General features: G+C 74.5%; 13 protein-coding genes. 7 read left to right on the forward strand and 6 right to left on the reverse strand.

Going from position 1 to position 15,552, the window contains the following annotated elements:
• Positions 1-75 precede the first annotated feature (75 nt).
• Both ACIA6C_RS16715 and ACIA6C_RS16720 read right to left on the reverse strand, forming a co-directional pair.
• A complete protein-coding gene (locus ACIA6C_RS16715) occupies positions 76-1,440 on the reverse strand; it encodes an ABC transporter substrate-binding protein (protein WP_399276467.1) in 1,365 nt (454 codons plus the stop codon).
• A 148-nt stretch (positions 1,441-1,588) separates the two neighbouring features.
• Entirely contained in the window at positions 1,589-2,680 is a 1,092-nt protein-coding gene (locus tag ACIA6C_RS16720; protein ID WP_399276469.1) for a substrate-binding domain-containing protein, read from the reverse strand.
• Between the two features lie 191 nt (positions 2,681-2,871).
• On the opposite strand from ACIA6C_RS16720, the gene ACIA6C_RS16725 reads away from it, so the two are divergent.
• From ACIA6C_RS16725 to galK, 3 genes are read left to right on the forward strand one after another with little or no spacing between them, the layout of a single operon-like run.
• Positions 2,872-4,725 (forward strand): beta-galactosidase family protein, encoded by a 1,854-nt coding sequence (locus ACIA6C_RS16725; RefSeq protein WP_399276471.1) that lies wholly within the window; start codon positions 2,872-2,874, stop codon positions 4,723-4,725.
• A 46-nt stretch (positions 4,726-4,771) separates the two neighbouring features.
• Positions 4,772-5,842, forward strand: coding sequence for a galactose-1-phosphate uridylyltransferase (galT, locus tag ACIA6C_RS16730; protein WP_399276473.1), 1,071 nt, complete (start codon positions 4,772-4,774; stop codon positions 5,840-5,842).
• A complete protein-coding gene (gene galK / locus ACIA6C_RS16735) occupies positions 5,839-6,996 on the forward strand; it encodes a galactokinase (RefSeq protein WP_399276475.1) in 1,158 nt (385 codons plus the stop codon). The genes galT and galK overlap by 4 nt, the downstream gene beginning before the upstream one ends.
• 9 nt (positions 6,997-7,005) lie before the next feature.
• On the opposite strand, the gene ACIA6C_RS16740 is transcribed toward galK, so the two are convergent.
• A complete protein-coding gene (locus ACIA6C_RS16740; RefSeq protein ID WP_366079413.1) occupies positions 7,006-7,506 on the reverse strand; it encodes a hypothetical protein in 501 nt (166 codons plus the stop codon).
• A 108-nt stretch (positions 7,507-7,614) separates the two neighbouring features.
• Here ACIA6C_RS16740 and ACIA6C_RS16745 point away from each other — a divergent pair, with 108 nt between their 5' ends.
• Positions 7,615-8,550 (forward strand): aldo/keto reductase, encoded by a 936-nt coding sequence (locus ACIA6C_RS16745; protein WP_399276477.1) that lies wholly within the window; start codon positions 7,615-7,617, stop codon positions 8,548-8,550.
• Positions 8,551-8,635: 85 nt separating this feature from the next.
• Here the strand turns inward: ACIA6C_RS16745 and ACIA6C_RS16750 are convergent, their stop codons facing one another.
• Both ACIA6C_RS16750 and ACIA6C_RS16755 read right to left on the reverse strand, forming a co-directional pair.
• Positions 8,636-9,502 carry an ABC transporter permease gene (locus tag ACIA6C_RS16750; protein ID WP_399276479.1) on the reverse strand — a complete coding sequence of 289 codons (867 nt, stop codon included), beginning with the start codon at positions 9,500-9,502 and terminating at the stop codon, positions 8,636-8,638.
• Positions 9,499-12,249, reverse strand: a complete 2,751-nt coding sequence (locus ACIA6C_RS16755; RefSeq protein WP_399276481.1) for an alpha/beta fold hydrolase — start codon at positions 12,247-12,249, stop codon at positions 9,499-9,501. The genes ACIA6C_RS16750 and ACIA6C_RS16755 overlap by 4 nt, the downstream gene beginning before the upstream one ends.
• A gap of 186 nt (positions 12,250-12,435) precedes the next feature.
• Between ACIA6C_RS16755 and ACIA6C_RS16760 the strand changes: the two genes are divergently transcribed.
• The 3 genes from ACIA6C_RS16760 (at position 12,436) to ACIA6C_RS16770 (ending at position 14,931) form a co-directional block, all read left to right on the forward strand.
• Positions 12,436-13,968, forward strand: a complete 1,533-nt coding sequence (locus tag ACIA6C_RS16760; protein WP_399276483.1) for an ATP-dependent DNA ligase — start codon at positions 12,436-12,438, stop codon at positions 13,966-13,968.
• A 113-nt stretch (positions 13,969-14,081) separates the two neighbouring features.
• Positions 14,082-14,750, forward strand: a complete 669-nt coding sequence (locus ACIA6C_RS16765; protein ID WP_399276485.1) for a helix-turn-helix domain-containing protein — start codon at positions 14,082-14,084, stop codon at positions 14,748-14,750.
• A 16-nt stretch (positions 14,751-14,766) separates the two neighbouring features.
• The gene (locus ACIA6C_RS16770; protein WP_361125856.1) at positions 14,767-14,931 is read left to right on the forward strand and encodes a DUF6126 family protein; all 165 of its coding nucleotides are present in this window, start codon (positions 14,767-14,769) and stop codon (positions 14,929-14,931) included.
• On the opposite strand, the gene ACIA6C_RS16775 is transcribed toward ACIA6C_RS16770, so the two are convergent.
• On the reverse strand, positions 14,895-15,545 hold the full coding sequence (locus tag ACIA6C_RS16775; RefSeq protein WP_399276488.1) for a DUF6629 family protein: 651 nt from the start codon (positions 15,543-15,545) through the stop codon (positions 14,895-14,897). The genes ACIA6C_RS16770 and ACIA6C_RS16775 overlap by 37 nt on opposite strands.
• Positions 15,546-15,552: the final 7 nt, after the last annotated feature.

Raw genomic sequence — 15,552 nt, forward strand, 5'->3', positions numbered from 1 at the left:
GTGGTGGGAGGGCCGGGCGTTCGGTGGTGGCCTTCCGGCGGTCCGCCGGGGGCTCGGGGTGGGTGGCGGCGGGCATCAGCCGGCCAGGCCCAGGCCGCGGTCCCGGATGGCCTTCTCGGCGGCCGACTGGCCCTCGGACAGAGCCTTGACCATGTCCGGCCCGGCCGCACCCTGAGCCGCGTTCACCTGCAGTTGCGCCGGCCCCCAGCTCCAGCCGGGCACGATGGCGGCCGCGGCCTCCCCCGCCACGGCGTACGGGTCCTGCCCCTCGAAGTACGAGGCGTCGAACAGCTTCGCAGCCTCCGCCCGCATCTCCGGGTTGGCCGGCAACGCGCTGCTCGGGGACGTGAGCGAGCTGAGCCGGGCCCGGATCGCCTCCGGTTCGGTGGTCACCCAGCGGATGAACTCGGCGGCCGCCTTCGTCTGCTTGCTGCCCTTGGGCACGATGTACGAGGTGCCGCCGTACATCCCGGTCGCCGCTCCGCCGTCCCAGCTCGGCAGTGGGGCGATCCCCCACTTGCCCTTGAGGTCCGGGTAGTTCACCAGGAACGTACCGGCCGTCCAGGCGGCGCCAATGACCGTCGCGACCTGCCCAGAGGAACGTTCCTTCGCCTCACCCTCGCCCCACAGCGGGGTCTTCGAAACGACCCCTGACGCCATGAGCCGGTTCCAGTACTCGGCCACCTTCCTGGACGCCGGGTCATCGATGGCGACCTTCCACTTGTCGCCCTGCGTCCCGTACCACTTGGCGCCCGCCTGCCACGACAACCCGGTCAGCACCGCCGGATCACCGCCGCCCATGTTCGTGATCCTCACCGAGGGGTCGGCCTGGTGGATCCTCTCCGCTGCCGCCTCGTACTCGTCCCAGGTCTTCGGCACGGCCACCCCGTACTTCTCGAAGATGTCCTTGCGGTAGAAGAGTTCGAGCGGCGTCACGTCGAACGGCACCGCCCACGTCCTGCCGCCCAGCTTCACCAGGGACTGGACGGCCGCCGGGAACTTCTCGGTGACGAGCGTGCCCGAAGTCGCGCTCAGATCCTCCAGGTTGCCGCCACTCGCGAACTCCGGGAGCGCGCAGTAGTCCATCGTCGCAACGTCGGGCGCGTTCCCGCCCTTCACCGCGTTCGCCAGTTTCGTCGCCCCGTCAGGGCCGCCCGGAACCGCCGAGAACCTGACCTGGATGCCCGGATGCGTCTTGTTGAAGGCGTCGGCGGTCTGCTGTGCACCCGCGGAAGACGACCAGTACGTGATCGTCACCGGCCCCTGCGCCGCACCCGCCGCACCCGAGTCCGGCGCGGCCTGCCCACCACCGCCGCATGCCGTGGCGAGCAGGACCACCGCGACGGCCGAGGAGGTGAGGACGGCACGGCCCGGGCGGCGGGGCGGACGGCGCCTTGCCGACGCACGGGACGGGGAACGGAAACGGAAGCAGCGCGGCATGGTTCGGCTCCTACTGACGACCGCTGGACGCGGCGGATGGGAGACCGCTGCGGCGGAGAAGGCGCGGCGGATGCGAGAACGCGCCCATCTTTTGCGCGAACCCGCACACCGTCAAGAGCGAATGCGCAACTCGATCGAAACAATCACTTCACGCACGGACCGTCAGCCGCGGCAGCAGTTCGAGGTGCTGGCCAGCCCCGTCCCGCCCCGCGCCCCCCAGCCGGTCCAGCAGCAGCCCCGCAGCCCGTGCGCCGACCTCCCGCTTCGCCGGCGCCACCGCCGTGAGCGGTACGTCGGCCAGCCCGGCCACCTCGTCGTCGTACGTGATCACCTCCAGGTCCTCCGGCACCCGCACGCCGCGCGCCTGGAGCCGCGGGATCAGCATGATGGCGTCCGTGTCGCTGTGGACCAGGGCGGCGCTCACCCCGCCCTGCGTCACCGCCTCGCACAGGTAGTCCAGCGTCCGGGCGAACCGTTGCGCCACCGTCAGCGGCTGCTCGGCGGAACCGCCCGCCGGCCACGGCGGAGCCGGCTCCAGGCCGAGCGCTGCCACCGCCGCCTCGTACCCGGACCGCAGCCGCCCGGTCGTCGGCGTCTCCTGACTGGCCAGCGCGATCCGCCGGTGCCCCCGCTCCACCAGGTGCTGCACCGCGAGCGCCGCCCCGTGCGCGTGGTCCGACCCCACCCGGTCCAGCGCGGCCGCCGGATGCCCGGTCGGAGCCCACCTCTCCACCAGCACCGTCGGCACCGGGAGCCCGGCCGTCCAGGCGCCCTCCCCGGGGTCGGGCGAACCCGCCTCCCAGTTCGGCGTCAGCAGCAGCCCGTCGGCGCCGGTCGACAGGAGCCGGTCCGCCTGCGTGCGGTCCTCGCCCGGCAGGTACCGGGTCAGCCCGACCGTCAGCCGTGCACCCCGCGCCTCGACCACTTCCCTGGCGCCCCGCACCACATCGGCGTAGTAGTACTCGGTGGTCGGCACCACCATCCCGATCACCAGCGCCGCCCGCCCGCCGGGCCGCCCGGGGGACTTGGCGGCCGGCGCTTCGGGCGGCCGCCGCTCCACCCGGCTGATCACCCCGTGCATCCGGTGGATCTCGCCCCTGGCCGCCATTGCCTCGATGTCCCGCCGCAGCGTCACCGGCGAGATGCCGAGTTCCCGGGCCAGGTCCGCGACGCGCACGCTGCCCCGCTCCCGGACGAGCGCGAGAACCCGCGCCTGGCGCTGGTCGACATGTGGTCTCAAGGCTGCCCCCTGCGGTCGCGGCCGTCCGCGGTGCTCCCGCGGCCGGTCCCCGCCCATCATAGAGAACGGAAACGATCGATTCGATCGAATGCGTTCAACCGGTCATTGACGGCGCGGGCGGTGCGTTCATATATTCGACGGCGACCCGCCCCTCACGCCAGCATCTCGAACCCCTCCCGGGAGCCCCGCGCATGCTCACGCACGACCAGGACGGATCCTCGCGCACGCCGGCCCACGACCAGGACGGATCCCCGCACACCCTCACCTGGGACGAGGACGGATTCCGGCGCGGCGGCCGCCCCCACCGCATCGTCTCGGGAGCCCTGCACTACTTCCGGGTCCACCCGGACCTGTGGGAGGACCGGCTCTCGCGCCTGCGCGCCCTCGGCGTCAACACCGTGGACACCTACGTCCCCTGGAACTTCCACGAGACCGCCCCCGGCAAAGCCGACTTCACCGGCCCCCGCGACCTCGCCCGCTTCCTCACCCTCGCCGCCGCCCTCGGCCTCGACGCCATCGTCCGCCCCGGCCCCTACATCTGCGCCGAATGGGACTTCGGCGGCCTGCCCGCCCGCCTCCTCGCCCTCGACGGCCTGCACCTGCGCTGCTCCGACCCCCGCTTCCAGGCCGAGGTGGACGGCTGGTTCGACTCCGTCGTCCCCGAACTGCTGCCGCTGCTCGCGAGCCGCGGCGGCCCGGTCGTCGCCGTGCAGATCGAGAACGAGTACGGCTCGTACGGCAACGACGCCCGCTACCGCGCGCACGTCGAACGGGCCCTGACCGAACGCGGCGTCGACTGCCTGCTGTTCACCGCGGACGGCCCCGAGGACGCCATGCTCCAAGGCGGCATGCTCCCCGGCCGCCTCGCCACCGCCACCTTCGGCGCCAAGCCGGCCGAGCGCCTCGCCCACCTGCGCCGCTACCAGCGCAGCGGCCCGCTCGCCGCCATGGAGTTCTGGATCGGCTGGTTCGACCACTGGGGCGAGCCGCACCACGTCCGCTCCGCCGACGAAGCCGCGCGATCGCTCGACGAACTGCTCGCGACCGGCGCCTCCGTCAACCTCTACATGGCCCACGGCGGCACCAACTTCGGCTTCTGGGCCGGCGCCAACCACACCGGCTCACGCCCCGGCGACCCCGGCTACCAGCCCACCACCACCAGCTACGACTACGACGCGCCGATCGGTGAGGCGGGCGAACTCACCCCCAAGTTCCACGCCTTCCGCGAGGTGATCGGCAAGTACGTACCGCTGCCCGACGGCCCCCTGCCCGGACCCCCGCCGCGCATCGCACCCGCCCTCGCCACCCCCGCCGGCGCCGCGCCGCTCCTCGCCCACCTCCCCCTCCTCGGCGGCGCCCCCGTCGCACGCCCCGCGCCCGAGCCCATGGAGAAGCTCGGACAGGACCACGGCCTGATCCACTACCGCACCACCGTCACCGGCCCCCGCCCCGCCGTGCCCGTACGGATCGACGGCCTGGGCGACCGCGCCTACCTCTTCGCGGACGGCCGCCTCCTCGGCGCCCTCGACCGCAACGCGCCCGACGACGGCATCGACCTCCCCGTCGGTGAGGGCGGCGTCGTCCTCGACGTCCTCGTCCGCGCCCAGGGCCGCGTCAACTACGGGCCCCTCCTGGACGACCGCAAGGGCATTTGGCGCGGCGTCCGCCACGGCCATCAGCACCTGTTCGAGTGGGAGATACGGCCCTTGCCGCTCACCGACCTCACCGGCCTGCGGTGGTCGTCCGAAATCCCCGAGCAGGGCCATCCCGCGTTCCACCGTTTCACCCACACCCTCCCCGCCGCCCCCGCGGACGGCTTCGTCGACGTCAGCGACTGGGGCACCGGCCTCCTGTGGCTGAACGGCTTCCTCCTCGGCCACTACGACACCCCGCGCGGTCCGCAGCGCACCCTGTACGCCCCCGCGCCCCTGTGGCGGACCGGCAGGAACGAACTCGTCGTCCTCGAACTGGAACGCCCCGGCGCCCGACTGCCGCTGCGCGACCAGCCCGACCTCGGCCGCCCCACGGTCGTCACCCTCCAGTGAACGCCCCCACGGCCGCCACCCTCCAGTTGAAAGCGAAGGCCCGTACGTGAAGCGCACCCGCGCCCGGCTCGCCGACGGCCGCGAGATCCTCTACTACGACACGGAAACCCGCACCGGAACCGACCCCGACGGCGCCGCCCGCGCCTACCCCGACACCCGCGCCCTCGACGCCTCCTCGCGCGCCACCACCTCCGAGGTACGCCGCGACCCGCTCCTCGGCGACCACGTCGTCATCGCCTCCCACCGCCAGGGCCGCACCCACCTGCCGCCCGCCGACGCCTGCCCGCTCTGCCCCTCCGCAGCCGGCCGTACGAGCGAGATCCCCGCCCCCGACTACGAAGTGGCCGTCTTCGAGAACCGCTACCCCTCCCTCGCCGGGGACACCGGACGCTGCGAGGTCATCTGCTTCACCCCCGACCACGGGACCTCCTTCGCCGAACTGGACGAGGAGCGCGCCGCACTGGTCCTGGCCGCCTGGACCGACCGCACCGCCGAACTCTCCGCCCGCGAAGGCATCCGGCAGGTCTACTGCTTCGAGAACCGGGGCGCGGAGACGGGCGTGACCCTGGCCCACCCCCACGGCCAGATCTACGCCTTCTCCTACGTGACCCCCCGCACCACCCGCATGCTCGCCACCGTCGCCGCCCACCGCGAGCGCACCGGAGGCAACCTCTTCGAGGACGTACTCGCCCGCGAGCGGGCCGACGCCGGCCGCGTCGTCCTCGAAGGCGAGCACTGGACCGCCTTCGTCCCCTACGCGGCCCGCTGGCCCTACGAAGTGCACCTCTACCCCCGCCTTCGCGTCCCCGACCTGCCCGCCCTGGGCGACGGGGCACGCACCGAGTTCCCCCGCCTCTACCTGGAACTGCTGCGCCGCTTCGACCGTCTCTTCGAGCGCCCGGAGCCGACCCCGTACATCTCCGCCTGGCACCAGGCGCCCACGGGCGAGGGCCGCGACCGGGACGACTTCGCACTGCACCTGGAGCTGTTCACCGTCCGGCGCGCGGCCGACAAGCTCAAGTACCTCGCCGGAACCGAATCCGGCATGGAGGCCTTCATGAACGACATCCGGCCCGAGGACGCGGCGGCGCGCCTGCGCGAGGTGGCCAGCCCGTGAACGAGACCGCGCTCACGTTCCGTGACCTGTACGGACACCAGCCGAAGGGGGTCTGGGCGGCCCCCGGCCGGGTCAACCTCATCGGCGAACACACCGACTACAACGACGGCTTCGCCCTGCCGTTCGCCCTCCCGCAACGCACCGAAGTGGCCGCCGCGCCGCGCTCCGACGGCCTGCTGAGGCTCCACTCCGCCGCGACCGGCTCCGCCGTGGTCACCCTCGACCTCGCCGCCCTCGACCCGGCCCACCCCCCGCAGGGCGCCGACCGCTGGGCCGCGTACCCGGCCGGCGTGGCGTGGGCCCTGCGCGAGGCTGGGCTACCGGTGGGGGGCGCGGACCTCCACGTACGCTCCGACGTGCCCGCCGGAGCCGGACTGTCCTCCTCCGCCGCCCTGGAGGTCGCGACCGCCCTGGCCCTCACCGAGCTGTACGGGCTCACCCCCACCCGGCCCGAACTGGCCGCCCTGGCCCGCCGCGCCGAGAACGCCTATGTAGGAGTGCCCTGCGGGATCATGGACCAGACGGCCTCCGCCTGCGCCACCGAGGGCCACGTCCTGCGCCTGGACACCCGGGGCCCCGAACACCACCCCGTACCGTTCGACTGCGCGGCGGCGGGCCTGCGCCTCCTGGTCATCGACACCCGCGTCAAGCACGACCTGGCCGACGGCGCCTACGCGGAACGCCGCGCCTCCTGCCACCGGGCGGCCGCCCGCCTGGGCCTGCCGGCGCTGCGCGACCTCCCGCATGAGGACCTGGACCGGGAACTGGCCCGGCTCGACGACCCGGTCGCACGCCGGCGGGTCCGGCACGTCGTCACCGAGAACGAACGCGTCCTGCGGGTCGGCGCGCTGCTCGACGCCGGACGGCTGCGCGAGACGGGACCCCTGCTCACCGAGGGCCACGCCTCCCTGCGCGACGACTACGAGGTGTCCTGCCCGGAACTCGACCTCGCCGTGGCCACCGCCAACGCGGCGGGCGCGCACGGGGCCCGGATGACGGGAGGCGGCTTCGGCGGCTCCGCCGTCGCCCTGATCGACGCGGAGGCCGAACCGGTGGTGACCCGGGCCGTGACGGACGCGTTCGCCCGCGCCGGCCACGCCCCGCCCCGCATCACCGCGGCCACCCCGTCGGCGGGTGCGACCCGCGTCGCGTAGGGACCGGCCTCACCACCCCTCGGTGCAGAACACGCACCCCTCCCACCACGGCAGCGCGTCCAGCACGCGGTGGCGCACGCACGAGGCGCACGCCGCCTCGTGCGCGTCGGGCAGCACCTTGCGCGCCGGGGATCCGGCGGTATCGGGGTCGAAGTCCCCGACCATCGAGCGGAACTCCCGCAGGTACCCCCGCGCCCGCGCGGGCTCGTACGGCAGCTCCTCCCACCGGTGGCGGCCGAGCGCGAGGTCGACGACGTCGAGCACGAACCCCTTGGCCGCCGACCGCTCCTCGGGCGTCCCGCCCCAGTCGAGGTCGCCGAGGCCGAAGCCGACCACGCCCCGGCCCATCACGTTCTGGTCCTGCAGCGTCAGCAGGGCGGCGAAGCGGAAGTGCCACGGCTCCCGGGCGAGCGTGGAGACCGCCAGGACCAGGACGTCGACGAAGACGGCCGTCGCGTTGTTGTTCAGGTCCAGGCAGCGGCCCTGCGCGCCGTGGAAGAGGTTCGACATGTCACCAGTGTGGCGCACCCCGGCGTTGCCGGCCCTGCGGCGAAGACGGCTGCGTAGACTGCCGACTTGATCCGGAAGCTGACCGACGAGTGTGGAGGAAGAACCCGCATGCGCTATCTCCCCCTGGGCAGTTCAGGGCTCCTGGTGTCCGCCGTCGGCCTCGGCTGCAACAACTTCGGCGGCCGGCTCGACGCGCAGGCCACCCGAGCCGTCGTGGACGCCGCACTCGACGCGGGCGTCACCCTGTTCGACACCGCCGACATCTACGGCGGGGCCGGCGGCTCCGAAAGCCACCTCGGACAGGCCCTCAAGGGCCGGCGCGACCAGGTCGTCCTCGCCACCAAGTTCGGCTACGACGGCGTCGACATGGGGTACGGGGCCGCCGCCGGGGCCCGTGGCGGCCGCGCCTACATCCGGCGCGCCGTCGAGGCGTCCCTGCGCCGCCTGGAGACCGACCACATCGACCTGTACCAGCTGCACAGCCCGGACCCGGCCGTCCCCGTCGCGGAGACCCTCGCCGCCCTCGGCGAACTCGTCACCGAGGGCAAGGTCCGCTACATCGGCCACTCCAACCTCAGCGGCTGGCAACTCGCCGAAGCCGCCCACGTCGCCCGCGAGACCGGCGCGACGCCCTTCGTGTCGGCACAGAACGAATGGTCGCTGCTCCAGCGCTCGGCAGAACGGGAACTCGTCCCGGCCGCCCTCCACTACGGAGTCGGCGTCCTGCCCTACTTCCCCCTCGCCAACGGCCTGCTCACCGGCAAGATCCGCCGGGGCGCGCCCGTCCCGGCCGGCTCCCGCCTCGAAGGGCGCGACGCGTACCTCACCGAGGAGCGGCTCGACACCGTGGAGGCCCTCGCCGCCATCGCCGAGAAGTACGACCGCACCGTCCTCGAACTCGCCATCGGCTGGCTCTCCGCCCAGCCCGGCTGCTCCTCCGTCATCGCCGGCGCCACCTCCCCCGAGCAGGTCCGCGCGAACGCGGCCGTCGCCGACCGCCCGCTGGAAGCGGAGCTGCTCGCGGAGATCGACGCCGTCGCCTGAGCGGCCCGGCCGCCCCGTACGAGGCCGTCGAAGACCCCTGCGGTCCTCGACGGCCTCCTGCACGCGCGTACGGCCGCCGCCGCCCTCAGGACACGATGTCCTTCCGGGCGAACCCCCGGAACGCCAGCGCGAACAGCACCACCGCGTACGACACCGACACCGCCGCACCCTTGGTCATCCCGCCCCACTCCAGCTGCGGCTGGAGCGCGTCCGCCCACGCGAACTGCCAGTGCGCGGGCAGGAACTCCCGCCAGGAGCCGAGCGCCGTCACCGCGTCCAGCACGTTCCCGACGATCGTCAGCCCGACCGCGCCGCCCACCGCGCCCAGCGGCGCGTCGGTGCGCGTCGACAGCCAGAACGCCAGCCCCGCCGTGACCAGCTGCGACACGAAGACGAACGCGACGACCAGGGCCAGCCGCGGCACCGCGTCCCCGGCGGCCAGCGCGCCGCCCGTGGGCAGCCTGAGCGGGCCCCACCCGTACGCGGCCGTGCCCGCCGCCAGCGCCACCACCGGCAGGAGCAGCATCGCCGCCAGACTGAACCCCAGCGCGACCACGAGCTTGCTCCACAGCAGCCGCGCCCTCGGCACCGGCGAGGCCAGCAGGTAGCGCAGCGAGGACCAGCTCGCCTCCGACGCCACCGTGTCCCCGCAGAACAGGGCCACCGGCACCACCAGCAGGAAGCCCGCCGACACGAACAGGCAGGTCGCGGCGAAGTTCGCGCCCGAGGCGGTGGCGGTGTCGATGAGCGTGACCCGCCCCTCCCCGCCGCCCCGGCCGTCTCCCCGGCCCCCGCCCACCGCGAACGCGATGATCATGACGAAGGGCAGCGCCGCCAGCACCCCGCCCATCACCAGCGTCCGCCGCCGGCGCCACTGCCGCAGCGCCTCCACGCGCAGCGGGAGCGTCCGCCCGGGCCGGTACCCCGGGGCCGTGTCCACAGCAGCCGTCACGCCGCACCTCCGATCAGGGTCAAGAACGCGTCCTCGAGCCGCCGGTGCGGGCCCACCGCGGACACCGGCACCTCCAGCCGTACGAGTTCGGCGATCAGCCCGGCGGCGCTCGCACCGTCGAGCCGTACGAGCAGCCCCGCATCGGCGGCCACCACGGAACCCACTCCCTCCAGCGCCGCCACCTTCTCGACCGCGCCCTCGTCCACCGGCCCGGCCAGGGTCACCAGCAGCGTGTCCCCGCCACCGGTGATCTCCGCGACCTCGCCGGCCCGCACGAGCCGCCCGCGGTCCATGACCACCAGGTGCGTGCACGACTGCTCGACCTCCGCCAGCAGGTGGCTGGAGACGATGACGGTCCGCCCGCCGGCCGCGTACCGGATCATCACGTCCCGCATCTCCCGGATCTGCGGCGGGTCCAGACCGTTCGTCGGCTCGTCCAGGATCAGCAGGTCCGGCATGCCCAGCATCGCCTGCGCGATCGCGAGCCGCTGCCGCATGCCCTGCGAGTACGTGCGCACCGCGCGCTCCAGGGCGTCACCGAGCCCCGCGATCTCCAGCGCCTCCGCCATGTGCGCGTTTTCGGCGGGCCGGCCGGTGGCCCGCCAGTACAGCTCCAGGTTGGCCCGGCCCGTCAGGTGCGGGAGGAAACCGGCGCCCTCCACGAACGCCCCGACCCGCGACAGCACCGGGGCTCCGGCCCGCACCGCGTGCCCGAACACCCGGATCTCCCCGGCGTCAGGGGTGATCAGCCCCATCAGCATCCGCAAGGTGGTGGTCTTCCCGGCGCCGTTGGGTCCGAGCAGACCGAGCACCTGACCCTTCTCCACCCGGAACGACAGGTCCTGCACGGCGTAGCGGTCGCGAGCCTTCGCGTAGCGCTTCGTCAGCCCGGTGATTTCCAGTGGTACGTCGGCCTGCCCGGGTTCGGGCTGCGGTGCGCCCGGCCGGGTCCCGCCGCGGCCCCCGCCGGTCCTGCGGATCCCCAAGAGCCCCGCGGCCAGCGCCACCGCCGCGAGCGGCAGCCCCCAAGTCCAGGCGGGCAGCCCGCCGGACGCGGTCCGGACCCCGTCGGCGACGGGCACCGCCAACGGCCCCTCCACCGCCACGGTGTACGTGGCCGGCTCGGCGGGGGACGCGTAGCCCAGGTCCGTGGCCGCGACCACCAGTCGCAGCCGGTGGCCGGCCTCGACGGCGTGATCGACGGCTGGAAGCCGCAGTTCCACGCTCCGGCCCTGCCCGGCGTCCGTCACCCGCACCGGCGCCACCAGCTGACTCGGCAGCACCGCCTGCCGCCCGTCGGGCCCGACGTCGTACACCTTGCCGAACAGCACCGCCGAACCGTCCGGAGCCGTCGACCTCACCCTCACTTTGACGGTCGGGGCGCCGGTGATCCGTACGCCCTCGCCCAGCGGCTCCGACTCGAACCGGGCGTTCTGCCCGGGGAAGTCGAGCGACAGCCCGGCTCCGAAGGCGGCGAGCTGTCCGCCGACGCCGGGCAGCGAGGACAGCGACGGCGGGCTCCCGCCGGCCGGGTTGAGGAAGCTCTGCTCCCGGCCGGCGAGGGCGAGCCCGCGCGGGGCCGAGGACAGGCCGGGGTACTCGTCGCCGCTCGCACCCCGCAGCCGTACGGCGCCGTCGGTCGAGTCCAGTCCGCCGGAGCGCGAGACCCGGAAGGCGGGACCGGTGGCTGCGCCCTCGTCGCCCTTGAGGTACCGGTCGAACCAGGCGGTCACCCGCGCCTCGACCCGGCCCGCCTCGCGCATCCCGCCGTCGTGGCCGCCGGCCGCCCAGTCCACCGCCACCGGAGCCCCGTTCGCGGAGATGGCCCTCGCCATGGCATCGGCCTGGTCCAGCGGGAAGAGGGAGTCGTCCTGACCCTGCACGATCAGGGCCGGCACTTTGATCGCGCCGCCCACGGCGGAGGGGCTGCGCCGCTCCAGCAGCGCGCGGGCCTCGGCGTCCGGCTTCCCGGACACCGCGACCCGTTCGTACATCGCGCACAGGTCCGGCTGGAACCGCCCGCAACCGGAAGCGGCTCCGGCGGCGGAGGGGGCCGCGGCCCCGGCGAGAGGCGCGGCGGAGGGGGACCCGGCGGGCGGCCGGCCCGGCGTCAGACCCTGCGCCGAACCGGTGGTGAAGAAGACACCGGCCCACAGCTTCTTGAACACGCCGTTCGGGAAGAGGGAGTCGGCGAGGTTCCAGTAGGTGATCTGGGGGGCGATGGCGTCCACGCGGCGGTCGTACCCGGCGGCAAGGAGCGCCGCCGCACCGCCGTAGGAGGCCCCGGCGACCCCCACGCGCGGATCGCCGGCCGCGTCGAGGCGCACCTCGGGGCGCCGGGCGAGCCAGTCGATCAGCCGGGAGACGTCCTTGACCTCGTAGTCGGGGTCGTTCAGCCCGATCCGGCCGCCCGAGCGCCCGAAACCGCGCGCCGACCAGGTGAGGACGGCGTACCCGTCCCGGGCCAGCCGCTCCGCCTGCGCGCGGACGTCGTCCTTGCTGCCGCCGAAGCCGTGGCCGAGCAGGACGGCGGGCCGTTTCCCCGTACCCCGCTCTCCCTCGCCGGCGGTGAAGTACGAGACGTCGATCCCGGCGCCGGGCATCTGCACCACCTGGTCCAGGCGGTGCACCGCCGGGCCGTCGGCGGAGGCCACGGCCGTGACCGTGCCGGTCGCCGCCAGGACCGCGACCGCGGCGGCGCCGGCGAGGAGACGGTCCCGGCGGCGCCGGGGGAGTCGGAGCTTCATACCGGAACCCTACGGGCCCGGCCCGGGATGCCCAGGCGCCCTCAGGCTGAGCCCGGGACGTCCTCAAGGACTACACCGGCGGACCTGGATACCGCGCTCGCGGTACGCGCGCCCGCGGGAGCCCCCGCCGGCGCCGCCCCCGCTCCCGACCTGCGCGGGGCGCCCGGCGGCGGCACTATGGTCCGCATGCTGCTGGCCGAGGTCGCTCGCGTGTCCCGGGAGGTCGCCGGGACCTCCGCCCGCTCCCGCAAGACCGCCCTGCTCGCGGAGCTGTTCGCCGCCGCGCCGCCGGAGGAGGCCGCGCTGGTCATCGCCTACCTCGCCGGACGGCTCCCGCAGGGCCGCCCCGGCATCGGCTGGAGCGCCCTCAGCCGGGAGGTGGCACCCGCCGACCGGCCCACCCTCACCGTCGACGCCGTCGACGAGGCCGTCACCCGCCTCGCCGCCGTCTCCGGTACCGGCTCGCAGGCCGAGCGGCGCCGCCTCCTGGACGGCCTGCTCGGCGCCGCCACCGAGCCCGAACAGAGGTTCCTGCGGAGCCTGCTGTCCGGCGAGGTGCGCCAGGGCGCCCTGGACGCCGTCGCGCTGGAAGGGGTGGCCGCTGCCGCAGGGGTGCCCGCCGCCGCGTTGCGCCGGGCCGTGATGCTGGACGGATCACTGCCCCGGGTCGGGGCCGCCGTCCTCGCCGATGGCGCCGAAGCCCTGGAGGCGGTCACGCTGCGCGTCGGGCAGCCCGTCCAGCCGATGCTCGCGGGCACCGCCCCGTCGGTCGCCGAAGCGGTGGCCGCGCTCGGGCCCTGCGCCGTGGAGGAGAAGCTGGACGGCATCCGCGTACAGGTCCACCGGGAGGGCGACGCCGTACGCGTCTACACCCGCTCCCTCGACGAGATCACCAGCCGGCTCCCCGAGGTGGCCGCGCTCGCCCTCACCCTGCCCGGCGACCGCTTCATCCTCGACGGCGAAGTCATCGGGGAGGGCGCCGACGGCCGCCCGGTGCCCTTCCAGGAGATCGCGAGCCGGGTCGGGTCCCGGCTGGACGTCGCGGCCGCCCGGCAGACCCTGCCCGTCAGCGCCTACTTCTTCGACGTCCTGGCCGCCGGCGACGACGTCCTGCTCGACCTGCCGGTCCGCGAGCGGTACGCGCGGCTCGCGGAGCTGGTGCCCGAGACCTCCCGGGTGCGCCGGCTGGCCGTCGAGGACCCGGCCCGTCAGTCGGCCGACGCCGAGGCGTTCGCGGCCGAAGCGCTGCGCCGCGGGCACGAGGGCGTGGTGGTCAAGGGTCTCGACTCCCCGTACGCGGCCGGCCGGCGCGGCAAGCAGTGGCTCAAGGTGAAACCGGTGCACACCCTGGACCTCGTGGTGCTGGCCGCCGAATGGGGCCACGGGCGGCGCACCGGCCTGCTGTCCAACCTGCACCTGGGCGCGCGGGCCGCGGACGGGAGCTTCGCGATGCTCGGCAAGACCTTCAAGGGCCTCACCGACGAGATGCTGCGCTGGCAGACCGCACGGCTGCGGGAACTCGCGGTGCGCGAAGAGGGTTACACGGTGTGGGTGCGGCCGGAGCTGGTGGTGGAGATCGCCTACGACGGCTTGCAGCGCTCCCCGCGCTACCCGGCCGGGGTCGCGCTGCGCTTCGCCAGGGTACTGAGGTACCGCCCGGACAAGAACGCGCAGGAGGCGGACACGGTGGAGACGGTGCTCGCGGACCGCACGGACTGACGCCTCCGCACCGGCCTGAGGCCTCCGCGCGGACTGAGGTAACCACATGGAGATTTTTTGCCTCAGAGGCAAGAGAAATTGTCAGCCAGGCAAATCTCTGGCTCAATCGGGGCATGACTACCGGTCCCGCCCCCGGCGTCGCGCCCCACACCGACGCTGACGAACCCTCCGAAGGCGAAGGGCTGCCCGCCGTCGCCCCGCAGCTGCGGGAGCTGCGCCGCCGCGCCGGGCTCACGCTGGAAGCGGCCGCCGCCCGCGCCCGGCTCTCGCCCGCCCACCTGTCCCGCCTGGAGACCGGCCGGCGCCAGCCGTCGCTGCCGCTGCTCCTCGGACTCGCCCGCACCTACGGCACGACCGTCTCCGAGCTGCTCGGCGAGACCCAGGCCGTCGCCGATCCCATCGTACGGGCGGGCGGACCCGGGGCCCGCGAGGCGGACGGCTGGACGTACTGGCAGGCAGGCGGCTCCGGCCGCGGCATGCAGGCGCTGCGCGTGCACGTCCCGGCCGGCCGCGGCCAGGGCGAGCTGGTCCGCGTCCACCCCGGCGAGGAATGGCTGTACGTGCTCACCGGCACGCTGCGGCTGCACCTGGGGGAGACCGAGTACCGGCTGGAGCCGGGCGACAGCGCGCACTTCGACTCGCTCACCCCGCACCGGATCGGTGCGGCGACCGCCACCGGGACGGAGCTCCTGTTCGTCCACACCCTGCTGCAGAGCAGCCTCGCCGGGCTGTGCCTCGGCGGGGCGGGCACCCCTCCCGCCACCCCCGCAAGCCCCCGCTGACCGAGGAGCCGCACCCATGTCCCACACCCCGCCGCCCGACCAGCCCCTGGGCGTCCTCAAGCGCATCGAGTCCAAGTTCCCGCGCGGGCTGGTCATCCGGCTCGTGGCCTACCTCTTCGTGGGCCACCTCTTCGCCGGCTTCGTCTACATGCTGTTCGTCCTCGGCGCCCGCAACCAGTGACGGCTCGCCGGCCGGCGCCGCACCCAGCCGAGCACCAGCACCGACGCCACCGCCGCGAACGCGCACCAGGTGGAGGCGAACTCCAGCTGCCACAGCCCCGCACAGACCGCCGCGCCGACGGCCAGGACCACCCCGAGCACCCGAAGCCGGCGGTCACCGCCGAGCAGCAGGGCGCCCAGGGTGGCGAACAGGTACCCGGCGAGGACCGGTGCGGGGTACGGGACGTCGACGCCGTAGCCGATGGTGTGGCCCCGGATGCCCGCCGACACCGGACCGGTGGCGAGGCAGTACGCGAGGACCCCGGCCGTGGCGAGACCGGCGGCCACCGGCCACCACAGCCGCCGCGCCGCCCCCGGCCCGGCGGCCAGCAGCACCCCCACGGGCACCCACACCGGCAGCAACGGCAAGGCGATCACGGCCCACGCGGTGGCGGCCGTGCCGCAGCGGCCGCCGGATGCCCAGACGGCCGCCTCCAGCAGCTGGTGGACGCCGAGCAGCAGCGGCACCGCGGCGACGGGCAGATCGCGCGCCCGCCGTACGCGCAACACGCAGACCGCCCCCACGGCGGTGATGACGGTGCCGGCCGTCAGGTCGGCCGTCGCGCTCCAGCACATCGCGGGA

Source organism: Streptomyces sp. NPDC051578, from assembly GCF_044454045.1.
GTDB lineage: Bacteria > Actinomycetota > Actinomycetes > Streptomycetales > Streptomycetaceae > Streptomyces.

Coding starts and splice junctions, on each gene's coding strand:
- ACIA6C_RS16715 (WP_399276467.1), bottom strand. CDS start 1,440: ATGCCGCGCTGCTTCCGTTTCCGTTCCCCGTCCCGTGCGTCGGCAAGG.
- ACIA6C_RS16725 (WP_399276471.1), top strand. CDS start 2,872: ATGCTCACGCACGACCAGGACGGATCCTCGCGCACGCCGGCCCACGAC.
- ACIA6C_RS16740 (WP_366079413.1), bottom strand. CDS start 7,506: ATGTCGAACCTCTTCCACGGCGCGCAGGGCCGCTGCCTGGACCTGAAC.
- ACIA6C_RS16745 (WP_399276477.1), top strand. CDS start 7,615: ATGCGCTATCTCCCCCTGGGCAGTTCAGGGCTCCTGGTGTCCGCCGTC.
- ACIA6C_RS16755 (WP_399276481.1), bottom strand. CDS start 12,249: ATGAAGCTCCGACTCCCCCGGCGCCGCCGGGACCGTCTCCTCGCCGGC.
- ACIA6C_RS16760 (WP_399276483.1), top strand. CDS start 12,436: ATGCTGCTGGCCGAGGTCGCTCGCGTGTCCCGGGAGGTCGCCGGGACC.
- ACIA6C_RS16765 (WP_399276485.1), top strand. CDS start 14,082: ATGACTACCGGTCCCGCCCCCGGCGTCGCGCCCCACACCGACGCTGAC.
- ACIA6C_RS16770 (WP_361125856.1), top strand. CDS start 14,767: ATGTCCCACACCCCGCCGCCCGACCAGCCCCTGGGCGTCCTCAAGCGC.
- ACIA6C_RS16775 (WP_399276488.1), bottom strand. CDS start 15,545: ATGTGCTGGAGCGCGACGGCCGACCTGACGGCCGGCACCGTCATCACC.